22 protein-coding genes and 1 pseudogene are annotated in these 21,082 nt (G+C 60.9%); 4 read left to right on the forward strand and 19 right to left on the reverse strand.

Translation table 11 applies throughout. From position 1 onward, the window contains the following. Nucleotides 1-46: 46 nt before the first annotated feature. From merA to EET67_RS00805, 4 genes are read right to left on the reverse strand one after another with little or no spacing between them, the layout of a single operon-like run. Nucleotides 47-1,468: a mercury(II) reductase gene (gene merA / locus EET67_RS00790; RefSeq protein ID WP_128624294.1), complete on the reverse strand. Its 1,422-nt coding sequence runs from the start codon at nucleotides 1,466-1,468 to the stop codon at nucleotides 47-49. A 9-nt stretch (nucleotides 1,469-1,477) separates the two neighbouring features. Continuing rightward, entirely contained in the window at nucleotides 1,478-1,717 is a 240-nt protein-coding gene (merF, locus tag EET67_RS00795; protein ID WP_128624295.1) for a mercury resistance system transport protein MerF, read from the reverse strand. After that, the gene (locus EET67_RS00800) at nucleotides 1,714-2,010 is read right to left on the reverse strand and encodes a heavy-metal-associated domain-containing protein (protein ID WP_128624296.1); all 297 of its coding nucleotides are present in this window, start codon (nucleotides 2,008-2,010) and stop codon (nucleotides 1,714-1,716) included. Before EET67_RS00800 ends, merF begins: the two co-directional genes overlap by 4 nt. A gap of 22 nt (nucleotides 2,011-2,032) precedes the next feature. Next, nucleotides 2,033-2,437 (reverse strand): mercuric transporter MerT family protein, encoded by a 405-nt coding sequence (locus EET67_RS00805; protein WP_128624297.1) that lies wholly within the window; start codon nucleotides 2,435-2,437, stop codon nucleotides 2,033-2,035. Between the two features lie 92 nt (nucleotides 2,438-2,529). Here EET67_RS00805 and EET67_RS00810 point away from each other — a divergent pair, with 92 nt between their 5' ends. Then, nucleotides 2,530-2,937: a MerR family transcriptional regulator gene (locus tag EET67_RS00810; RefSeq protein WP_245450648.1), complete on the forward strand. Its 408-nt coding sequence runs from the start codon at nucleotides 2,530-2,532 to the stop codon at nucleotides 2,935-2,937. A gap of 212 nt (nucleotides 2,938-3,149) precedes the next feature. On the opposite strand, the gene EET67_RS00815 is transcribed toward EET67_RS00810, so the two are convergent. The 5 genes from EET67_RS00815 to EET67_RS00835 all read right to left on the reverse strand — a co-directional run bounded on the left by EET67_RS00815 (nucleotide 3,150) and on the right by EET67_RS00835 (nucleotide 7,477). Beyond that, the gene (locus tag EET67_RS00815) at nucleotides 3,150-3,926 is read right to left on the reverse strand and encodes a calponin homology domain-containing protein (RefSeq protein ID WP_128624299.1); all 777 of its coding nucleotides are present in this window, start codon (nucleotides 3,924-3,926) and stop codon (nucleotides 3,150-3,152) included. 6 nt (nucleotides 3,927-3,932) lie between these two features. After that, entirely contained in the window at nucleotides 3,933-5,375 is a 1,443-nt protein-coding gene (locus EET67_RS00820) for a relaxase/mobilization nuclease domain-containing protein (protein ID WP_128624300.1), read from the reverse strand. Continuing rightward, nucleotides 5,372-5,710 (reverse strand): plasmid mobilization protein, encoded by a 339-nt coding sequence (locus EET67_RS00825; RefSeq protein WP_128624301.1) that lies wholly within the window; start codon nucleotides 5,708-5,710, stop codon nucleotides 5,372-5,374. Before EET67_RS00825 ends, EET67_RS00820 begins: the two co-directional genes overlap by 4 nt. Nucleotides 5,711-6,341: 631 nt before the next feature. Beyond that, nucleotides 6,342-6,692: an ankyrin repeat domain-containing protein gene (locus tag EET67_RS00830; RefSeq protein WP_128624302.1), complete on the reverse strand. Its 351-nt coding sequence runs from the start codon at nucleotides 6,690-6,692 to the stop codon at nucleotides 6,342-6,344. Continuing rightward, nucleotides 6,692-7,477: a hypothetical protein gene (locus EET67_RS00835; protein ID WP_165899744.1), complete on the reverse strand. Its 786-nt coding sequence runs from the start codon at nucleotides 7,475-7,477 to the stop codon at nucleotides 6,692-6,694. The genes EET67_RS00830 and EET67_RS00835 overlap by 1 nt, the downstream gene beginning before the upstream one ends. 139 nt (nucleotides 7,478-7,616) lie before the next feature. Here EET67_RS00835 and EET67_RS00840 point away from each other — a divergent pair, with 139 nt between their 5' ends. Both EET67_RS00840 and EET67_RS00845 read left to right on the forward strand, forming a co-directional pair. Beyond that, nucleotides 7,617-9,221, forward strand: a complete 1,605-nt coding sequence (locus tag EET67_RS00840) for a type IV secretory system conjugative DNA transfer family protein (RefSeq protein ID WP_210211080.1) — start codon at nucleotides 7,617-7,619, stop codon at nucleotides 9,219-9,221. After that, on the forward strand, nucleotides 9,214-9,525 hold the full coding sequence (locus EET67_RS00845) for a hypothetical protein (protein ID WP_128624305.1): 312 nt from the start codon (nucleotides 9,214-9,216) through the stop codon (nucleotides 9,523-9,525). Before EET67_RS00840 ends, EET67_RS00845 begins: the two co-directional genes overlap by 8 nt. 5 nt (nucleotides 9,526-9,530) lie before the next feature. On the opposite strand, the gene EET67_RS00850 is transcribed toward EET67_RS00845, so the two are convergent. The 4 genes from EET67_RS00850 to EET67_RS00865 form a co-directional block, all read right to left on the reverse strand. After that, nucleotides 9,531-9,785, reverse strand: a complete 255-nt coding sequence (locus tag EET67_RS00850) for a hypothetical protein (protein WP_128624306.1) — start codon at nucleotides 9,783-9,785, stop codon at nucleotides 9,531-9,533. Nucleotides 9,786-9,915: 130 nt separating this feature from the next. Next, nucleotides 9,916-10,260 carry a hypothetical protein gene (locus tag EET67_RS00855; protein ID WP_128624307.1) on the reverse strand — a complete coding sequence of 115 codons (345 nt, stop codon included), beginning with the start codon at nucleotides 10,258-10,260 and terminating at the stop codon, nucleotides 9,916-9,918. Then, nucleotides 10,257-10,466, reverse strand: a complete 210-nt coding sequence (locus tag EET67_RS00860; protein ID WP_128624308.1) for a hypothetical protein — start codon at nucleotides 10,464-10,466, stop codon at nucleotides 10,257-10,259. The genes EET67_RS00855 and EET67_RS00860 overlap by 4 nt, the downstream gene beginning before the upstream one ends. A 29-nt stretch (nucleotides 10,467-10,495) precedes the next feature. Then, complete coding sequence (locus tag EET67_RS00865) at nucleotides 10,496-10,729, reverse strand: hypothetical protein (RefSeq protein ID WP_128624309.1); 234 nt, start codon at nucleotides 10,727-10,729, stop codon at nucleotides 10,496-10,498. A gap of 622 nt (nucleotides 10,730-11,351) precedes the next feature. On the opposite strand from EET67_RS00865, the gene EET67_RS00870 reads away from it, so the two are divergent. Further along, nucleotides 11,352-11,909, forward strand: a complete 558-nt coding sequence (locus EET67_RS00870) for a hypothetical protein (RefSeq protein ID WP_128624310.1) — start codon at nucleotides 11,352-11,354, stop codon at nucleotides 11,907-11,909. 135 nt (nucleotides 11,910-12,044) lie between these two features. Here EET67_RS00870 and EET67_RS00875 read toward each other — a convergent pair whose 3' ends face one another. From EET67_RS00875 to EET67_RS00895, 6 genes and pseudogenes are all read right to left on the reverse strand, one after another. Then, nucleotides 12,045-14,837, reverse strand: a complete 2,793-nt coding sequence (locus EET67_RS00875) for a TrlF family AAA-like ATPase (RefSeq protein WP_128624311.1) — start codon at nucleotides 14,835-14,837, stop codon at nucleotides 12,045-12,047. Nucleotides 14,838-14,849: 12 nt separating this feature from the next. Then, nucleotides 14,850-17,912 carry an Eco57I restriction-modification methylase domain-containing protein gene (locus tag EET67_RS00880; protein ID WP_128624312.1) on the reverse strand — a complete coding sequence of 1,021 codons (3,063 nt, stop codon included), beginning with the start codon at nucleotides 17,910-17,912 and terminating at the stop codon, nucleotides 14,850-14,852. A 4-nt stretch (nucleotides 17,913-17,916) separates the two neighbouring features. Next, nucleotides 17,917-19,665, reverse strand: a complete 1,749-nt coding sequence (locus EET67_RS00885) for an N-6 DNA methylase (RefSeq protein ID WP_128624313.1) — start codon at nucleotides 19,663-19,665, stop codon at nucleotides 17,917-17,919. Then, nucleotides 19,662-19,862, reverse strand: a complete 201-nt coding sequence (locus EET67_RS26380; protein WP_128624314.1) for a ribbon-helix-helix domain-containing protein — start codon at nucleotides 19,860-19,862, stop codon at nucleotides 19,662-19,664. The genes EET67_RS00885 and EET67_RS26380 overlap by 4 nt, the downstream gene beginning before the upstream one ends. A 252-nt stretch (nucleotides 19,863-20,114) precedes the next feature. After that, nucleotides 20,115-20,419 (reverse strand): zincin-like metallopeptidase domain-containing protein (locus tag EET67_RS25955; protein ID WP_245450649.1); only part of this gene is annotated, 305 nt, incomplete at its 5' end. Between the two features lie 3 nt (nucleotides 20,420-20,422). Further along, nucleotides 20,423-21,002, reverse strand: a pseudogene (locus EET67_RS00895) (ArdC family protein); the annotation flags it as partial. Between the last annotated feature and the right edge of the window lie 80 nt (nucleotides 21,003-21,082).

The raw sequence follows: 21,082 nt of genomic DNA on the forward strand, positions 1-21,082 counted from the left end.
TAGGGGAATAACACTAACGACCGCAGCTCGTTGCATCCCACCGATCTTATCCAGCGCAGCAGGACAGCATCTTGACGTCCTTGTTGAACGTCTGGGCAGCGAGCTTCAAACCCTCGACCGTTGTCAGATAGGGGAAGATGGTCTCGCCAAGCTGCTCCACGGTCATGCCGAACTTAATCGCCATTACCGCCGTCTGGATGCTGTCGGCTCCCTCAGGTGCGAGGATGTGGGCACCCAGAATCTTCCGGCTCTTGTCGTCGGCGACGAGCTTGATGAGCCCGCGTGTATCACGCGCCGCCAACGCACGCGGCACATTATCGAGTGAGAGCACGGAAGTCGCTACTGCGTAGCCAGCCGCTTTGGCGGCTGCTTCTGTCAGCCCGACGCTGGCCACCTGCGGATCGGTGAATACCACTTCGGGCATGGTGCTGTTGTCGTAGACGAGGCTGTCGCTGTTGAGCGCGTTCATGGCTGCAAGCTTGGCTCCGTAAGCGGCCATGTAGACGAACTGGTCTCGACCGGTCACGTCGCCTGCCGCATAGGTGCCCTCGCGCGATGTACGCATGTAGTCATCGACAACGACTGTGCCGCTCAAGGTTTGTTGGATGCCCGCCTCGACAAGCCCGAGTTGCTCGACGTTGGGGCTGCGGCCCGTCGCAATGAGCATCTTCTCGGCCAGAAGTGTATCAAGCCGATCTCCCATTCGGAAGGACAACTCGACGCCTTCATCTCTCTTCAGGCAACGCTCGTAGGCGACCCCACCAAGAATCGTGATCCCCTCCTGCTCGAAGTAGGCGGCTAGTGCCTCTCTGATTTCGGGCTCTGCCGCAGGCAGCAGGTGGCTTCGGCATACGATTGTCACCTTCACGCCGGCACGGGTGAAGACCTGGGCCAACTCCACTCCCACGAACCCGCCGCCGACCACTATCAAACTCTTGGGCAGGTCCTTGAGATCGAGCGCCGTGGTGCTGGTCAGATAATCGATCGTCTCGATGCCGCGGATCGCCGGCACGCCGGGGCGAGTTCCCGTGGCGATGATAACCTTCGGCGCGCGGACGAACGATCCGTTCACCGCCACACCACCTTCCGCAATGCGCGCCACACCTTCGATATAAGCGATGTTGTTGTAGGCTGGCAGCAGGTCCGCGTACTTCGCCTGACGGAGTTCTGACACCAGCTCGTCCTTTTGGGAGACGAGCGCTGCCCAGTCCGTTACGCAGCCATTGGCGCGGATGCCATCGAAGCGCGCCGACGAGCCAGCTTGATGCACGCTCTCCATGGCGCGGATCAAAGCCTTTGACGGAACGCAGCCGACATTGACGCACGTGCCGCCGATCGTGCCATGACCGATGAGCGCGACACTCGCGCCCTGCTCGGCAGCGGTGATGGCGGCGGAAAAGCCCGCCGAGCCGGCCCCGATGACGGCCAGATCATAGCCCTTGCCGTTGCCGGCGCAGCAGTCGCTCATTTCATATCCTTATTTGGATTTCGAATGTGGCTCGCAGCACGCTGCCGCATTCTGACCCCGTTTGTAGAGCCCGTAGCTCAGCACCCCAATGCACAGAGCAAGGATCGGCAACAGCACGTAGTCGAGATACCCTGTCAGGGCAGAGAGCCCGACGGCACCGAGTGCAATCAACAACACCGGTGTGGCGCAGCAGATGGCCGCCACAACGGCACCAATGGCACCGGTCTTGATCAGCGTCGCGTCGTTCATTGCGGTGCCGTCGTAGCGACCTTGGTCGGATAGCCGGCATTGGTGACCGCCGCGATCAGGGCTTCGGCCGTGGTCTTCTGATCATCGAAGGTAACCGTCGCCGAAGCGGTCTGAGCCGAGACGACCGCCTCGGTCACGCCGGGAACTGCGCTGAGCGCGCCCCTCACGATGGGGACGCACGAGACGCAGGTCATGTTGGCAACGGCGAGCTTGACGGTCTGTTCCGCCGCAATGGCCGGACCGGCAATCAGCAGCGAGGTGACGAGTGCGGTAATGCTCAAGATGCGTTTCATGGGGGAGCCTTTCGTATGAAGGTCAGGTCAGGAAAAGCGGTGCAATGAAGTCGAAGCCGAGCGCGATGATCACCAGCCCCGTCGCGATCCAAAGGCTCGACTTGACCATGCGGTTCGGTAGGGGACGGGCGCAGGAGCCATCGGAGCAGGCCTGCTTTGGCCGCACATAGACGAGGTAATAGCCGTAACCGAGAAGGGCGATGGTGCCGGCCGCGAAGTACGGCTTGTAAGGCGCAAGCGCCGTGAAGTTAGCAATCCAGGCACCCGAGATGCCGAGGCTGAAAAGCACTAGGGGCAGGATGCAGCACGACGAGGCGGCGAGGGCTCCGAGGATGCCGCCTGCCGCGATCCATCGCGCACGGGCCTGCTCGTTGGCTTCCTGATTAGGCGCGGATTCTGTCGCGTGTGCCTCGGAGCTGTGAGCCATGTTCGATTGTCCCTTCTTGTATTTACTCTCCAAGTATGCGACCTGTAGTGACTACAGCTTCAAGAGAAAAATTATCACGGAGGATCAAGTTCTTGCGAGTCGATCATTACCCTATCGGAGCGCTATCGGCCGCGACCGGCGTCAAAATCGAGACCATCCGGTACTACGAGAAGATCGGTCTGATGCCATCGCCGCCGCGAAATGAGGGACGACAGCGAATCTATGACGCTGGTCACCTTGAGCGACTGTCCTTCATCCGACGTGGCCGGGAGCTTGGCTTTTCGCTAGACCAAATCCGCGAGTTGCTCGGTCTCGTGCGGGGCCATGGCCTCACCTGCGCCGAGGTCAAAACTATGACCGACGGCCACGTCGCAGACATTCGGCGCAAGGTGAAGGATCTTAAGAAGCTGGAGCGGGTGCTATCGGAGCTCGCCGCCCAGTGCAGCGGTAACGCCGTTCCTGACTGCCCAATATTGGAAGCGCTATCTGTGGGTCGTTGAACTGCTTGCCTAAAGACGTGCGTCTTCGCGTGAACTCGCCCCGCTGACTTCCGATACATCAATAGCCGACGAAAAGCGGCCCGCTTCACTTGCTCTACAGAGTTTTGTTCGGAGGGTATTGGCCCAGCTCTGTTCTGGAACAGGACGAAACCGGGCCATCGATGGCGCGCATCCCAAAAAGAATGGCTATCTGTGGCTGTGTCTCTGGGCCGTTATGGTCGCGGAACAACGCGAGGAGATTCACCGGCGGCCACCACCGCAGGTGCCCGGGGCAATTCAGGGGCAAGTTCGATTAGGCTAAGCGCTTTCTGGCATTCAGAGAGCGCCGAACGTTCGTAAGGAGCCTCGGGGTCAACTTGCGACTGGTGGAGTGCGTCGGCGGCCGATTGGATGTGTTGCAAGGTATTTGGTGACCATTTGTTGCCGGACAGCTGCAAACTGCGGATCGCCAGTCCGATTTCGTGCCGGGCCGTGGAACCGTTCACATCAAGCCCGCCCTCGGTCGCCTTGGCGTTGAGAAGCTTCCACGCCTCACTCAGGTAATGCCGCAGCTCACGGTCTTTCGGCACGCGTTCGCAGAAGGCCGCTGTGGCGCGCTCTTGCATCGGGCGTGGGGAGGTTATGATGAGCCGTAGCCCACGATCTTCGAAGCGGTCGACTCGGGGAATGCCGATCAATCGTTCTGCAACGTCGAACGGCACCTGCGAGTTGGGTGCGATCAAGCGACGGGGCTTGGTGTCGCGGTGGGTCAGCAGGATGACCCTCGCACTCTCGACGCGGGCACGCATTTCGCCATTGACGATGAGCAGCCAGCCGTATCGGTCCGATGTCCAGTAAGTCTGGCGTTCCGCGCCGGCGGACCTCTTAGACTGACTGTTGTCATTCACATTGGCTTTCTCGGGCTTAACGGGGAGCGGGGCAGACGCTCCGACGTTCGGTTGCGACGTCGGCGTGACCGAAGAACTATCGCTCCCTTTTCGGTTTTTCATCGCACGCTACTCCCATGATGGTCCGCCGCGCTGCGGTCCGGCCGGTTTTGGCCGGGCCTGCGCCAGCCGTTCTTGCATCCGCGCGCGGCGCTCGTCGGCCGCCGACCGCGAGGACTCATCGCTCTTGGTACCTGTGATGTCCTGCGCGGTTTCGCGGACCTCGCGTTCACGCTGTTCAGTCTGCGCCATCCGCAGCTGATCTTCGACACGGGTTTCCCGCACCAGATCGCGGATAAGGCTCCGCCGCTCACGCGCCTCGATCATGTCAAGCGCGGCTTCGCGCCGTTCAATGCCCTTCTTCTCGCGTCCATGTCGGCGGTCCAGCGCCTCGTTTTCGAGGCGGTGCCGCTCGGCCGGATTGAGCGTCGGGTTACGCCGCAAATGGCCAACCACGGACCGGAGCCCGGGCACGCGCTCAAGAAGCTCAAACAGCTTGCCGGCGAGAACGTTGAACAGCCGACCATCCTCAGCCTTCTGCGCCGCGTGCAGCGCCATGCGCTCGCTCGCATGGGTCAGGGCCAGCTTTTGGCTCCGCTCGTCGATGACGCGATTGCGCCGTGCCACCTGCTTGGCGGCAAGGTCGGCAGCAGACTTCGCGCCACGCTGCCGGGCCTTCTCACGCAGCCGCTCATCGACCGCCCGCTGCCGGGCCGCTTGCTCAGCCTGTGCGGCCCCGACCGTCGGCAGGGTCTCTGCCGGCATCGAAGCAAGGCGGGCTTTCACATCCTTCGTGCGCGCGCCGTCGATCTGCCGGGCAAGGGCATGAACATGCCCGGCCCGGTCCACGACGACATAAGCGCGCCGCTCACCCTGGGCGAGGACATAGCCAGCGCGCTCCAATCCCGCACGGAAGGTCTCGGCGGTGTCGGATGAGCGGTAGATGGCGGTCACAGTGCTGCGGCGCTGCTCCGGCGTGATGCCGGAGGCCTCGGCCATTGCCTTTTCGGCGAAGGTCACGTCGCGGGTCTTCTCGAACCGGGCGTCGCCCCTGTCCTCGGCGAGCCCGGCAGGCAAGGGAAGACCATAGGCATGGGCCAGCTCACGCGCGCAGGTGCGCAGTTTCATGCGGTCATGGCTCATCGGGACGGCGCGCATGTTGGCGACATCGATCCGCGACCAGACGACGTGGCAATGCTCGCGGCCGTTCTTCACGTGGAAGACCACGGCACGCGGCTGGCCGGACAGGCCCAGCTTGCCCTCGATATGGTCGATGGCGGCCATGTACTGCTCGCGGCTCAGCGGCTCGGCGGGGTTGATGGCCAAGCTGTAGAGGGGCTGCTTGCAGCGGGTCGCACGGGCAATGCCGGTGAACTCCGCCAGCGCCCCATGCAGGTCATCGGCCACGACGCCGCGCAGCTGCACGATCTCGACGCGCGTGTTGTCGTACTCGTTCGACAGGTGCGTCGCGAGATCCGCTGCCCCGGTGCGCTGGTTGCCTTTCAGGATCATGGGCGCATCCCCAGGGCCTGAAGGCAGGCGGTGCGCATTTCAGCGAGGTCTCGCCATGCAGCCGAGAGGTTCGGGTCGTCCGCCGGGACAACGCCGGACACCTGCATGGCGCGCAGCGCATCGGCAATGTCACCGAGCTGGCGGAGCACACGGGCAGCGTCCTCCCGGCCAAGGGCGGTACGGCCAGCGGGCTGGTTCAACGCCGCAAGGCGCAGGAAGGAAGCCACGGGCATGCCCGCGCCGTCGGCCAGCTGGCGGACGGCCTCGGCTTCCTGATCGTTGAACCTTGCGGACAGCGTCCTCTGGCGCTGTCTTTTCTCGCTGGCCTTTGCCACGGCCGCCTCCTATCGCGCATCCAGGGACGCGTGATCCCTGGCCGGTCCAGCGGCACGTCAGTCGTGCATGGGCGCTGGTCCATGGGTGGGCCAGGAGGGAGAGGGAAGTCGCCCTCCTGGTCGATGGGTGATCCAAGAGGGAGAGCGAAGTCACCCTCTGGTCCATAGGTAGTCCAGAAGGGAGAGGTGAAATCTCCCTCTGGTCCGGTGCAGCGGGATACGCTGCAATCGTCCGGCAAGGCTCGATGCCAGGGCCGGACGATGAGCCCGGGGATGCAACGGGGGGCGGCTCCTGAGCCCCCCTTGCCAAGATGGAGCGCGGACTCTCCGCGCGCACATCTTGCAACGCTCAGTAAGGTGTAATTTCAATTGTATGGGATCAAGGTTCAGGAACGCCAGAAAAACGCTCCGGACAGCCTCAAGCATTCAGCGAGGCTTCATTTGCGCTGTAATCTACAGGACTTAGCGTCGTTGGTCAAATTCTGGTCACTCTAACTCAAAGCGACTTATCGGGATTTGTTTTTGCGCTATCACGACGCCCACTTTCCAGTTTATCGAAATTACTTCTCGGAACTCTTAAAATTCGATACAATTTTATCTATTCCAATTTCTACGTATTGAATTCGAGCAATCAGCCGTTCCCCAAAAATTGCGCTTCAGCCTCGACGATGTAATCAGCGAGGCCTTGATCGACCCTGCATTCAGCGGCGATGACGCTCGGCCAGCGGCCTTTGCCGTCGGAACGGAAGGGCGCGTTCCAATCTTCGATTAGGATGCGCGCGAGAGGCAGGTTGTTCGTGCCGACCGCGATGTGCAGCGCGGTGAGCCCGGTAACGGGATCGCCAGCGTTCACATCTGCCCCGTCCTCCAGCGCGGCAATCACAGCGGTGCTGTCGGCAGCGTAGGCGGCTCGCAGAAGAGCGCCGTTCGGGTCGTGGCTGCCGGAGCGGTCACGGCCGCGCTGTGGGGTTTGAGCGGCCATCAGCTGCCCTCCTTGGCGCGGTCAAAGAGGACGGGCGTACTGCTATGGGTCGATGCCCCTGTCGCTGGCCCGGCATCGAGCCCGGCGCGAGATTCATGACCTTGGCCTCCCAGCCGGCCATCGGCCACCCAGTCGAGCCAATAGATACGCGGCGTTCCTGTCAGGACGTTGCGCATCACGACGAAGAACGAGCCATTCGGATGAATGGCGATGCCCTCGTAAGCGCGGCGGGCTGTGGTCGCCGCGCTCGCCTCGGCCGGGGGCCTGCGGTCCCAGTTGCTGACAAACTCCCGGACAATGGCAAAGGGGTGAGCGGGGGCCGGGTCGATCTCAACGGCCGAAAAGGGCACCCAGTCCTCGGCGTCCCCTCTGTACACCCGCATCCCGCCGCCGGGGTCGGCAGCGCGCCGGGAACGGCCGCTATAGCGGCCGGTCATCTCCGGCGGGACCGGGCGACAATCATGCCCGTCCCGCCAGACCCCGAGAAAGGCAGCCATTTGCTCGCCGAAGGTGGCAAGGGGATCGCTGTCCGGCAGGGTGCCGACGAACTCGGCGCAAAAGCGGATGAGGGCGTCGTTTGAGCGGTGGGTGTCGCCGAGGAACCGCTGAAGCGTCTTCAAGGGCACGCGGTCGAGCGACAGATTGTTCGCCGCCGCAATCTCCTTCTGGAGCGTAGGGACGCCGATGGCGCGCTGCTGCATGTATCGCAGCAACGCGCGGCGGATGCGGCCGCGGTCCGCCAAATCAAACCGGTTCTTGGTCTCCGCCGTCCGCGCTGTCTCCATGCCGCAACCTGACCAGCCTTTGCCCAATCCGGGCATACGGCTCCGCGTCTATTTCCAGAACACTCACACAGTCTTGCACAAGAGCGCGGGAAGAAAAACGGTCATGGCTAACCCTCAGCGACAGGGCTCATCAATCAGCATGTTTGCTCTGGCCGCCGCCTGCGCGTGGGGGGCCTGGAGCGTGCCGAATGATGCGGCGCAATGGTTTCTGGCGGCGTCCGGTGCGGTCGCTGTTATTGCCGGCACAGACCGGCGGCGGGCGGAACAGGACCGCGAGCGAAAGCGTCGCGCTGCGGAGACGCCTAGCGGGGTCTATGGCACGGCGTCCTTCATGACGGGCGAAGAGGCTGCGCGCGCCGGTCTCACCAATCCGGCCGGCCTGTTCCTCGGGGCGCTTGAGGGGCGGATGCTGTTTCACACGGGCAAGGCGCATTGCATCTCCGTGGCCCCGGCACGATCCGGCAAGGGAACGTCGGCTGTTATTCCCAATCTGCTGCATTCCCAAGCCAGCACGTACATCATTGATCCCAAGGGTGAGCTTGCCGGTGTCACGGCACGGCACCGGCGAGAGACCTTCGGGCAGAAGGTCATTGTCCTCAACCCTTGGGGCCTGCACGGCCTGCCGAAACATCGCTTCAACCCGCTCGCCTATCTGATCGATATCTACGAGGACGAAACGATCCGGCGCGGCCTCACAGAAGAGGTCGCGGCGCTCGCCCTGCAGCTGGTCCCGGAGCCCGAAGACGCGCGCAACAAATTTTTCCGCGAGGGCAGCCGCAAGCTACTGCGCGCCATCATGCTGCATTTTGCGAGCCGGGGACGGCCCGCGTACTGCACGCTGCCAGACCTGTGGCGCGTTCTTCAGAACGCAACCCGCATGGACGAGACGCTGATCGAGATGGCTGGGTCCGATGCGCTTGGCGGCGTGGTCGCGGACTTCGCCGACGACATTGCGCGCACCCTCGAAAAGAACCCCGAAAGCTTCCAGAGCTTCATTGAAGGGGCAACGCAGGCCGTGTCGATATTTGACCCGGCCGGGTGGCTTGCGGACAGCGTCATGGCCTCGGACTTCTCGTTCGCCGAGCTGAAGACGGGCAAGGTCAGCGTCTATCTCGTCATCCCGCCGGACCGCGTCGCCACGCATGGGGCGTGGCTTGGGCTTCTCACTCGGCAGGCGATCACGGCGGTTGCGCGTCAGCCCGGCAATACGCCGGTGCTGTTCATGCTCGATGAGTTTGCGAACATGGGCAAGCTGGCGGGCCTATCGGAAAGCCTGACTCTGCTGCCGGGCCTGGGCGTGCGCGTATGGATCATCGTGCAGTCACTCGATCAGCTGCGCACTGTGTATGGGCGGGAGGCAACGAACACGATCCTCTCGCAGGCCGAAGTCCAGCAGTTCTTCGCGGTCCAGGACCATGGGCTCGCGAAGATGCTGTCCGATGCGCTCGGTCAGCGCACCGTCAAGACCCTCTCGGTCAATCTCGGCCGCAAGGAAGACGACGACCCCGGCGAAAGCCGCGCGGAAGCGGCGCGCCCGCTCATGAGCCCGGACGAAATCCGGCTGATGCCGACGGGTCAGCAAATCCTGCTGATTCAATCTCACCCGCCGATCCGCGCGCAGCGCGTGCCATTCTGGACCGTCGCGCCCTGGCGCGACTGGGCCACACCCAATCCGGTCGAAGGCGCGCATCCGCGTCCAGAGCCGACATTCCGCCTGAACTACCGGGAGAAGCGCGATGACTGATCGTAGAGAGTTCGAGGTGAAGGTGGAGTCGGCCGCTTCCGACACCGCCATGCCGGACTGGGAGCGCCGCCTCTACGCGGGCGCAAATTGGCTTGATGGGCGGCTCGGTATTCGCTTTTGGACAATGGCAGGCCTCGTCATTGCCAGCCTCGTTGTCGGCACTCCGCATATTCTGGTCCACTATCAGTGCTATGGGCGCTGCGGCCAGAAGGCGACTGAGTCCAATTGCCAGTATTTCGGCGTGCGGGGTTGGCAAACGGCGGCACCGGAGCACGGCAAGTGTGCTCGGATCAGGCTGATATGATGGGACTATGCCCCATATTCCTCAGCAGCAGAGTGGTAGGCGTCGAGCAAGTCCAGTTCGGTGAAAGGTGTCTTTTCTGGCACCATCATGACGCGGCCCGTCAATGCGATCCCAGCCGGGATATATAGAACGTAACCGCCCTTAGACGACGCAGTCGCTGAACCGACACGGTGCACCTTGTGGCGCTTCTGTCCTTTGTATTCAAAATTCTCGAAAACGATTAGTTCGTAACGCTCTGTGGATTTTAACTTCGCGGCCATTCTGAAACTCCCTCCGGCAGAAATTGATATCAATTCTGAAGGTAGTTTTCATTTCAGACAAATATATTCGGCCGCCCTAATATAATTCGTGAGACAAATTCGCTTGGGCGACTGATTTTACAGCTATCCCTCAGAGAAGGGATAGCTGCCGATCTGTTGGGTCTTCGATGCCATAGACCCGACGAGCCTTTGCGATTGTTGTCTTGCCTTCGAAGGTCGGCTTCATGATCACGTGGTTGTGCACCTCCCACGACATCCAGATTTTCAGTCCCGCTCCCTGATAGGTCAGCGACAGTCGGTCGGGTCCGCCCGACCCACCAAAGATGCCCAATTCGAAGGCGAGCGCGTCAGCAAGTTCCTGGTGGGTAAGCCCTCGGTCAGCGCGATCCGCCCATCGGGCTTTACCGCCGGAGAAGCCCTGAGTCGCCATGATGAACCCTTCGCACTTGTCGGCTTCAGTGAGAATGCGCGTCATGGCACTTCCTCGCTTTCAGCATCGAAATGGATTTCGGCGAGTCGGTCGCAGGTACCGAAGTCGATGTTGGCTGCCACGCAGAAGTGTTTTAGATCGGCAAGCAGATCGCAGACGGCTTCTTCGTCGTAGGTGGGACTTTGTCCCCGGGTCCAGGCGGCGCGCGCGAGTGCGGCCATGGCGGTTTCGATATTCGCAGAATTGCGCATGGTGTTGTCCTCCGAGTGGGGAGGGGCGCTTACGCGCCCGCTCCGTTGTTGTTTTCACTCGGATGGCGGAGGACAATGCGCCCGCCGTTGACCGGAACCAAGTCGAGCTGAAGGGTGAGGCCTTCGCCGTCCTGATGCGTCCACGCCGCGCCGATGCGGGTCCAGAAGGCTTTGTCCTCGTTCCCGGCGACGTGCCAGGCGATGTATGCCGGGGCGCGATTTTCGCGGGCGGGGCGGCGGTTCTGCTTTTCGTTGCGTGCCATGATGGAAGCTCCTTTCGCTTGGGTTGATCTCGACACGCTGACCGTCAGAGCGGGCGGAGAAGCGGACGGTTCACGGCGGATGCGGTGGAGGGGAATCGCCCGGCTTGCAGCAAGCGCAGCGCGGCGAAAGTCGGGGACACCGCCGCATCACCCGTCAGGGCCAAAGGGCCTTGAACCGGATGCGCGCCCGGTCAAGTTCAGGCGTAATCAGTCGAGGTAATCCTTTGCGGAAGGTCCGGCGCTCAAATGTACCGCAGGGCAGAACAGCCGCTCCCCGCAACCGTGAGCGTTCTTGATTCAGCTGCGCACGACGCGGGAGGGATAGCTTTCTATGCCGCTCAACGCGGGAGGTGGCAGTTGACGTGGTGATGAGGCCGACACGTGAGCGCGAGGTAAATCCGGCGGCGGTGCGCGCTCGACCCCCGATGCGATAATATAACTTATGACAAATAAGGCGCGGATCAGAGCGCCAGATCAACGGTTTGCCACCCATCGGCCCGTTTGCATTCTGCAAACCGCCACGCACGAAAGCGACGCGCTGACAGCGTGACCAGCTTGTGGCCACGACCGGCGATGATGCGCCGATCATAAGGGATGCAGCTCGAACGAAGGGAGTTGCACCATGAAAAACGATCCCACCCAACATTCCGCCGGCCTGGAGCTGAGCGAGGATTTCGTAAATCGCGCCATCGCGCTGCGCGGCGGCAAGAACCTCGACGGCGCGTTCCTGATGGACCTGCTCGATGCTGGTCTGGCCATCATGGAGCTATCGGCCGGCAGCCACGACGCGCGTTGCAGCAATCCGGACTGCGAGGGCTGCCGCATCCGGACTCAGGAGCCGTCACCGACCATAATGGCGGAGTTCGCTGATGTTCATGCGCAGCTCGACCGCTCGTTGAAGCAAGCACAGGCCGGACATAAGACCGAGCGTGCGATCACCATGGTGGTGTCGGAAGCTAGCCTAATCTTCATGGCCTGGCTGGACCGCATGATCGAAGGCCGCATTCAGGGCGGGTTGCGCATCGTCGGCCCCGACATCGATGTCGACCAGTCGGCTGACATGGAACGTGCCGGGCGCTATCTTTCGAACCTCATGATCAACAGCCTGGAACAGCAGATGGCGGAGTTCGTTGAGGGCCGGCATCCCCTGCTCTTCCCGCGACGGGGCAAGCCGAGCTGAGTGCTCATTCCTGCAATTAAAATATAAACGGGCCGGCTCCTCGCCGGCCCGTTTATATTTTACGGTGGCCATCATTACGAGCAATGCCGTAGGCCGTCAGCGAGCGCCTAAAGGCATTGCCGATTACCGCAGGAGCTAAAAGCCGTATTTCTCTCGTCTGAGATTGAAGGCCGCCTCGCCGCCTTCCATGATGCGCTTTATGGCCTCACGGACATCAGGCACGTCGATAGCGCCTTCGCCAGCTATCTTGCCACCTGACTGATCGCCAGCTTTTCGATAGTCGCACCACGCGACCAGCTCAGCATCGCCGTTCACAACAAGGTTGGCATTGTGACTAACGAAAATGATCTGCCGCTTCCGCTTGGCGTTCCAAAGCTGTTCGACGATCTCCTGCATAACGGGATTGTCCAAGTCTTCTTCGGGCTGGTCGATGAGAAGCGGCGGCCCGATCTGGTTCAAAAGCGTCTTCAAGAGCGCAGTCGCCTGCTGACCGGCCGACGCGTTGCTGAAGGGTATGTAGTCGTTCTCGCGGGACCGAAATTCGAAGACGGGCTCGCTCTTAACGTCGATCAATGAGAGCGCAAGCCAGTCATCTGACTGGAGTTTGCGCGCAATGCGGTCAAGGTCGGTCGCGGTCAGACCTGCTGCAGCAAGCGACGCGGTATCCGGTCGAAGGTCCGCGCCCTCCTGCTCGGGTTCAAAAGCCGCGAGCTGTTCGAGCTCGGACAGGACGCGAGCCCAACGGTCCTGCGGGTTCTCTGCATCGACAATATAGGCTCCCAAGGCTTCAAGTTTCTCACGCCGGACATTGGAGCCTGACAACGACTCACGCAACCGGCTCACGAAATCGCCCGCATCGGCAAAGCGCTTGATATGAGCCCTGATGGCACCATTAGCATTCTCGGTCAGCTTCTGGCACTGACGGTCGAATAGCCCGTCCCGCTCGGCCTTGAGGTCATACCACTTCTGACGTTCAGCGGCGTAAACGTCCCCTGCCATGTTGAGGGATTTCAGTTCGTCCTGCAGCCGCACAGTCTCTTTGTGAAAGGCGGATAGCCTTCCTTCGATGCCTTGGAGCTGTTCCATGCGTTCGCGATGTGTCGAAGACCGACCGACCGCTGCGCTATACGCAGCCCGGAAACCATGGAGCCTCTGCCGCCATTCAGCCCAAGCCGTCCCATCTGCAGCATCAATCGGCTGCCTGACCTCACCAAGCAAGGAGTCCGCGACCTCACGCGCTCGTCCCATGAGCGCGGCATATTCTTCGTAAGCGGCCCTGAGCAAGACACCCTCGGGCGCGTCTGGCGACGGTTTGGCCTGGGCAAGGTTCCCGGCGATATTCGATGATAACGCTGACAGACCGCTCGCCAAGCTCTTTAGGTCAGCCAACCATCCATCGACAATATCCTCGGCCGCGTCGTAGGACTTCCCTTCATTGAGCAGACTCCGGTCTTCCTCCGATAAGCCGGTCAGAGAGTCGCGGATTGCGTCCGCCTGCTCTTGCAGGGATCTCGCTTCGAGAGCGCGTCGCGCGAGATCGTTCTGAAGGGCTTGCTGCCGGCGGCGGTTGGCGTAGGTTTGCCGGATGCGTTCGGCGCGTTCTTCAATCCGCCGGTCGAGCTGGTTCAACTCCGCGCGTATGGGCGCAGTGATAAAGCGCGCGAGTTCGTCTGTTCGCACGCTCACGTCACTAAGCTGCTTCTGGCTGTAGGCTTGAATTGGCAGAAGCGCGCGCACTTCGGCTTCATTGCACGGCCGCATATCATCGCTGCCAATTTTGATCAGCAAGCTTCCGTCTTTGCTGTCTCGCCGGACGACATGGACGACATCATTGACAGTGAAGCCGACATCGACGGTCGCGTTGAGAGGCTTTAGCGTGTTCTCAATGAGACGGCTGCGCCGCGATTGATAATTTGGCGCATCGGGATCATCCGACGCAGGTGGTTGGTCGCACAGTGCCCACCGTAGGTATTCCAGAATTGTGGATTTCCCCGTCCCGCGTCCGCCGATCAGGGTATTGTATTGCGGATTGAAGGACAGCTCCACCGGCCCGAGAAACTGGCTGTTGCTGACGCTGATACTCGATATGATCGCGGCGGGGAGCTGCGGCTCTTCGTGAGCAACGCGCGACTCCTGCGCAAGGCATGCCTGCCGCAGTGCTTCGGCTGTTGGGCGCACCCATTTTATCCAAGACGTGTGCTTGCCCAAATCGGCGTTATCTTCGCGGCGATTATCGGAGGTCTGTATGCAGGCAATGCGCTTGTTGCCCCAGTTCTTGTCCTTTCCAGCGAGGATGCTGATGGGGCCGGCCTTGAGGTCGCCGAGCTTGCCGTCCACATAGCCACCTACGAATGGCATTTCCTTGTACTTTGCCATCATGCCGTTGCGTAGTAGCGAGAATTTGCCCTCGCCTGTCACGTTTGGGTACACGATATAGCGGTCGCGCAGCCACGTGTGTTCGTCCAGTTTGTCCTTTAGAGCCTTTAGTGACTGGATATTCTCAAGCCTCTCGGTCTGTGCTGTCTTGGCAGCATTATCCGGCGCGGGATTGATTGCGAGTGCTGTAAGAACCGCGCCAAATCTGTTCTCTTCAAAGTCGGCATCGAGAATTAAGATCGCCTGACAAGGGACCGCGAGGGTCAACTCGATGCCGGGAAAAACGATCAGACGCTGCTCTGCCGCAAGCGGTTTTCCCTTCTCGTCCGTTTCAGCGAGCGAGGCCCTTTTAACGTACGGAACGAACGTCATGTCATGGTGATCGGTGATCGCAACCGCGTTCAGGCCCTTCTGTCGGCAAGCCTCAACAAGGCTAGTGGCATAAGCCATCCGCTCATCGTCGGTGACGCGGTCTGCGCCAGTCCACTGCAAGTCCCGTGGCGTGTGGACCTGAAAGTCGCAGCGGTAGAAGTGTGCCCCCTTATCAGCCATTCCATCACACCTCTAAACCGGAATTGGGACTGCGCGCACGATATCCATGTCCGCGTCCAACAACCCAAATGCCTCGCTAACGCGGGCCTCAATCCGAGTTTTCAAGTCCACTATATGCCGCTCGTTGGCCTGCCTCTGGTGCGGCGTGGCAAGCGTTCTTGCCGCTTCCAAGGCGTCAAGAAGCTCACGCACAAGCTGCTCGATATCAGCCCGCACGTGAGCTGCGGGCAAAGGCATCGGCAGGCCTTCTATGTACTGTTTGCCATGAGAGTAGTAGCCACCCTGGAAAACGCTTGTTTCCGTGCGAATGAACGCCTCACTCAGCGGATGGTGGAGAATGGCCAGAAGATACAGATTGCTCACATCCGCGCCGTCCTGCGGCCGGATCATATAGTACGGGCCATTTCCGCCCCCGGTGACGAGCGTATCAAGGTCATCGAATGCATACCGCGCTTCAAGTGCCAATGTGCGAACGATGATCTTCTCGCCGTGTATCTTCGTGAGGCTCTGAGACCGCCCGAACTGGTAGAATTGACGCTCAGCCGCCGATCCTCCCACGATGTTGCGGGCTTCAAGTTCAGCGCGGCGGGCGGACAGATAGGCCCAGCACCCAGGGAAATCCCGCTGCATCTCGGCTGGCTGGATTAGGCGCGCACGCATTCCCGCATTGTGCGGCACAAGCTCGTAGGGGAAGATCATCCACTGATTGGGTAAGGGCCGCTCATACTGGTGAATGATCACGTCCTGAAGACAAGGCTTCAAAACGCCTCGTTCGATAGGCCAGTCGCGGCCATCCCAGCGATGGACGATGGTTGCGGCTGTCTCTCCTACAGCCGGGAACATATATATCGCGTCGGCGCTCGTCTGAACACCGACACTGACTTCCGCGACCTGGCTTAGCGTGGTCGGGATTGCGGCGCGTATCCTGCCGAACAGGGCCTGCGTTTCCTCATTGGCGAACTGCCATGAGTCCGCGTTCAGGTTCGCGGCAGGTATGTCCCGCACCGTCGCAGGCGCGCCGTATCTCCATGATTCCAGACTGTCAGGGAGCTCGATGCGCACGGTCTGGCGACCGCCGCGATCAAGTACGAGAATGCATGTGTAATTGTCGATGGCGCGGCCGAAGACGCGCTTTGCGCCAAAATGGACGACATTGGCCAGCAGGCGCGGACCGGCAATCAACTGCCGAAGCGCCCGGCCGGCGCGGGTAGTCATAAACTTATGCTGGACGATCACGCCGAGTAGTCCTGCCGGGCGCAAGAGCGTGAGCGCGCGCTCAATAAAGAGCGCATACTTATCAAAATTGTGCTCACGGGCGGTGCTGTATGGCGAACGAGCTGACCGATAGAACGCCAGTTCCTCCGGCATATAGGTCTGCATGTGCTGGATGCGGGTGTACGGGGGATTGGCGACGACAATATCAAAGCCGCCACGCGCAAACTCTGCCGGAAACTCGGCGCGCCAATCGAACGGATTGACGCGCAGCCTCAATGCGGCTGGCATCGCTGCGCCTGTCGCCGCCCATTCGGCAGCGCTCACCAGGCTGTTGCCGAAGCGGATAGCGGAGTCGAGTTCTGGCAGGGCAGGCTGACGATGCCGGGCGATGTAGTCCCGAAGGCCGGCCTCATTCTCGTCCTCGATCAGCTTCAAGAGCAAGCTGAACCGCGCCACCTCAACCGCATTCGGGTCGATGTCCACGCCCCGTATGTGTTCCGTCAGGATGCGGCGGCGCTCTTCGAATGTCAGTCGCCAGCGACCGCCGACCACTTCGTAAATGCGCGTCCCGCGATGTGCGGCGGGTGTGTTGTTGAGATACCAGTCGAGATAGTGATCCAGCAGAAACTCGTATACCGACAGCAGGAAGATGCCTGAGCCGCAGCAGATGTCGGCTACCGTAAAGCCTGCCAGATCGGCGGGCGAACGCCCGGCAATGGCAGGCGTGAGTGTGCGGTCGAGGATGGCATCCACAATGTAGCGCGGCGTGGGCACAACCCCGCCGCTCTCGCGAACCTCCGGTTTGCTGACGATGAGGACATTGCCCGCTTCTATCGATATAACGTCGCCCAGAAACTGCTCGTAGATCTCTCCCAGTACTTCTGTCTCGACAACGGCGAACGTGTATGGGCTCTGGGGGTAGTAAAGCTCGTCGATGATGCTGTGCAGGACATCATCGCTGATGCGGACGCCAAGACGCGCATCATCAATGAGCCGGAAGAGGCCGGAGTCATAGAATGCGTCGGCCCGCCTCAGCTCGGCCACGAGCGCATCGAAAGTATTGGCCGTCGGAAGATTCTTCAGCGTCTCGTAACGTTCGATGTCGCGATCTTCGCAGATGCGCAGGAAGACGATACGGGACAGAAACAGCTGAACCGCGTAAGTCAGCTCGGCGGGACTGAGGCGCGGGTTGTTCGCATGAATGTTGATCGCGAGCCGGAGCCGCCATTCCTTTACCTGCCGCAGGAAAAGGTCGTCGAACTGATCGGCTCCCCGCCTCGTGACATCGATGGCATATCGAGCGTCGAATGCACCGGAATAGACTGCGTCCCGGGAGATAAGCTCCCAAAGCTCGTCAAACCGGGCTTCGAAATCCGTGTACTCAAAGACGTGCAATCGCGCGACGGCGGCATCCTGGCTGGGATCGGCGACCGGTTTGCAGTCATAGACAACGAGCTTGTGGAAATTCGTCAGCACCGAAATCGGCATGCTGGCGGAATAACCGTAGCGGCGCGTCTGGAACGCTGCTTCCCTGTCGCGGTCTATCGCGACACTGGGCTTCTTGGCCTCGACGAAAAACTTTCGTTGACGCGCCAGGCGCAATTCGTAGTCGGGCTTCTTTGAAAGCCTTTCTCCGACCTCAACCGTCGCTTCTTCGACAACCTCTCGCAGGGAGTTCGGCAAAGCGGCGCGGTTGTAGACATCCCAGCCGAACGCTTCAAGCAGAGGCGTTATAAAGTCCGTGCGAGCCTGAGTTTCGTTGTATCGCGGGCTAAGGTAGTCAGCCTCATTGCGGTGAAAACTGGCGACCAGCGCAGTAACGCGGGCCTTTGCTGCGGCTTTCTCTTGTTCGGTCGTCATGCCGTCACGTTGCGCGGCTGGCAGTGGCTGGCTTGCCCTGCTTCCTGCGCGCCATGCGACGGTCGCGCATCTTCGTCCAAATCGCCCTGAGTGTCTCACAATCGCGTTTCGACAAGCCCATATGGCCTTGGAGGACAACGCGCGCATTCTCTTCCAGAACGTCATCAAGCCGCCCCTTCCGCGTAAGGCGGTCGCTTTCTGCAAGAGGCATCGCGCCATTCAATTTCGCAGGCATCATCAACCGCTCGGCTTCTGTTGGCTCAAGCTCAAGGACGCCGCCTCCATAGCTTCGCCCTTCGATCTCTGCTGAAGCTGCGGTCAGCCAGGTGTAGGTGTTGGCGATGAGCCGCTCGGGTTTCGGGCCATTTGAGCGTAATCTGTGGATCGTGTCGGTCGAGGTCGCGCCGGCCTCGTTCAACACCATTCGGGGAAAATCATAAATCTGGCGGAATGTGAACGCGTCAGGTGTCCATATCGACGGGACAGCGTACCACGGGGTCCGGATAGAGCACTTGTAGCCGGTGTGAACGTCCTTCGCTTCGCCGTCACGAATATAGCGTGCGAGTGCTGCGCTGAGCCGCGCTCCGTTAAAAGGCTTCAAATCGAGGAGATGAACCCGGTCGCCGGCCGCGCTCAACGCATCCCAATCTTTCCGGTCGATACGAGCGCCTTTTAACTGAACTGAGCGGGAGACAAGCGGGATCGTGAATTTCTCAAGTCCCAGCTCCTTAACCTGCTCACCGGATAGCACGAAAAACTCGTTCTTCCCCGTAACGACGCCAACGTCGATGCTGGCGTGAGTCGATAGATCAGTCACAACGTCGGATGCGCGCAGTTCGCGCATAAACTCGATTTCGGCAACCGTCAGGAAGTATTTGAGCCACTTCTCATTTTCGTGGCAGAGAGTTTTGTGCTCAGCTTTAGCAATCAATTGCTTGGCGGGTTGCCTTATGATCTCGGCGACCGTTGCCTTTTCAGTTAATGCCATACGGCAGATATTGTCTGCCGATGGCTTGGCAAGTGCGCCATCAGCAAGCAAAAGAACAACCTCCTGCTCCGCTTTCTCGAAGAACAGCTCATTGCAAGCGACAATGTCGATGCGTGCAAAGCGGTCGTTGAGGAATGACCTCAACTGCGCGGCATATGTGACCTGTAGCAGTTCGGCCGGCAGGACGAGTGCGAGACGGCCGCCTGCCCGAAGGCTGGCCGCCGCCGTCACAACGAACGGAACCCAAATGTTAGTCAGCCGGTTCGGAGACAAGCCGAGCTGCCCCATAATGTCCATGGCCCGGCTTCGGTGCGGCTCTGGAAATGTTTGATAACGGATAAAAGGCGGATTGCCGACTACCGCATCAAACTTAGACGGGGGTCGCTTGCTCCACCATTCGAAGAAGTCGCCTGTCGCGACGACCTCGGTGGCCGCACTACCAAGTGCGCCGCGCAGAGCCTTGCGAGCCGCAGCGGCTTCATCATCGACGATCTCGACACCGCGAAGCTGCTGCCCGATTGAGGCCGCATCAGCGCCTACCGCAGAGAGCTGCTTTAGCGCTGCGGTCAGAAATGAGCCATTGCCGCAACTCGGCTCCAGCACTCGATCCGATGCTTTGCGGATGGCCCAAGCGCAGAGCCATTCGGCCAGCTGTGATGACGTGTAGTAGCCGCCTCGCAGTTTGTCTGCGTCAAGTTCCGTGAAGCGCCCGCTGTGGGTCTGCGTTGCGCTCGCCGATTTTTTTGCTTTTGATGTAGTGTTCATGGCCGACGTTTTCCTTGGCGAAGCTGGGGCTGCTTGTCATCCAGCATTCGCTCGACAGCCTCCCGGACGACCCAGGCGATTGACACGCGATTTCGTCGCGCGAGTTCTGCAACACGCGCGTACTGGTCGTCACTGAGGCTGACAGAAAGACGGTGCGCGGCCTTGTCGGCCGGCTCCGTCGGGCGCGGCAAAGACATACTTCCCCCCGAATCAGTGCTTCACCACACTACACCAGAGTGGTGCAAAATCTCAATCCAGAGAATGTTATCCCCTACGCTATTTTCTATAATAAGTTCAATGTTCTAAGCGGATTCCTGCTGCATTTATTCCATAGGAATCCATCCCGCCTTCATGTCCATGACCCCGCCAGCTACACTGGCGGCGACGGCGTGCCCACGAGCCCCACTCCGAGCACGCCATTCCGTCTGCATCGTGCGTAACGGCGGCCGCTATGCGGCCGCCGACTGTTTTTCCGGTTCAGCCGCTTCCTCCGGCGTCGAAAACTTCGCGAGGTAATCCGCCGCGCGCTGCGCATGGGCAGCGGCGGCGAAGATTGCCCGCTTGTCATCCTTCAGCGCTTTGAGCCACGAGGCGATATAGGCGGCGTGCTCCGCGCGCGGCGCGGGGGTCAAGGCGAGGCCGGCGCAGACAAAGGCCGCGCCCAGCTCGGCTACCAGCTCTTCCATGGCGTAGCCTTCATCCCCAAACCGCTTGCGCCCAAAATCCCGCGCAAGCCGCTTTTCATGCTTGGTCCNNNAGGCTTCCGGCTCCTTGAAGGCCACAAAGGGCGGCATCTGCACGCGATCCTCTGCCATGCTGTAGAAGGCCCGGTCCCCGCCCTCGCGGATCACGGCGCCGGTCGCTGTAAAGAACGCCTCCGCCCTCTCGATGCGCGCTACCGGCTCAAGGGCCGGTTCCTGCACGGCGTAGAAGTGCGCTGGCAATCCCTCCACCTGTTCGGCATTGAAAACGGTGTAGCCCTTCATGAAAGGAATCTCCCGCTCTAAGTCCTCGCCGGTCGCCTCGTCCTGTTCAGTGCGCTTGATGGTGTTGGCGTAAACGACAAGGCTCCCCTTCTCGCCCTTCCTCACCTGTCCGCCCAGCTCCTGCGCCTGTTTGTAGGTTAGCCACAGCGGGGCATTGAAGCCCTGCGCAGTGGCGGCTGCCCAGAGCATCAGAACATTGATGCCGCGATACGGGATGCCGCTTGCTCTTAAGGGCCGGGTGATGCGCCCGGCGGCGTGCTCGGCGTTCCAAGGCTTGAGCCATGGCCGCACGCCCTTTTCCAGCTCTGCAACAATCTGGTCGGTGATGCGCTGATAAACGTCTGTTGGCATTGGTCTTTCTCCTAGTCTTGTTGTGGTTGCGCCATGCAACCGGACTAGGCCCGCGCCAATGAGCGGGGGGTCGGCAGTCA

The organism is Borborobacter arsenicus (assembly GCF_003934165.1).
GTDB classification, from domain to species: Bacteria; Pseudomonadota; Alphaproteobacteria; order Rhizobiales; family Rhizobiaceae; genus Pseudaminobacter; species Pseudaminobacter arsenicus.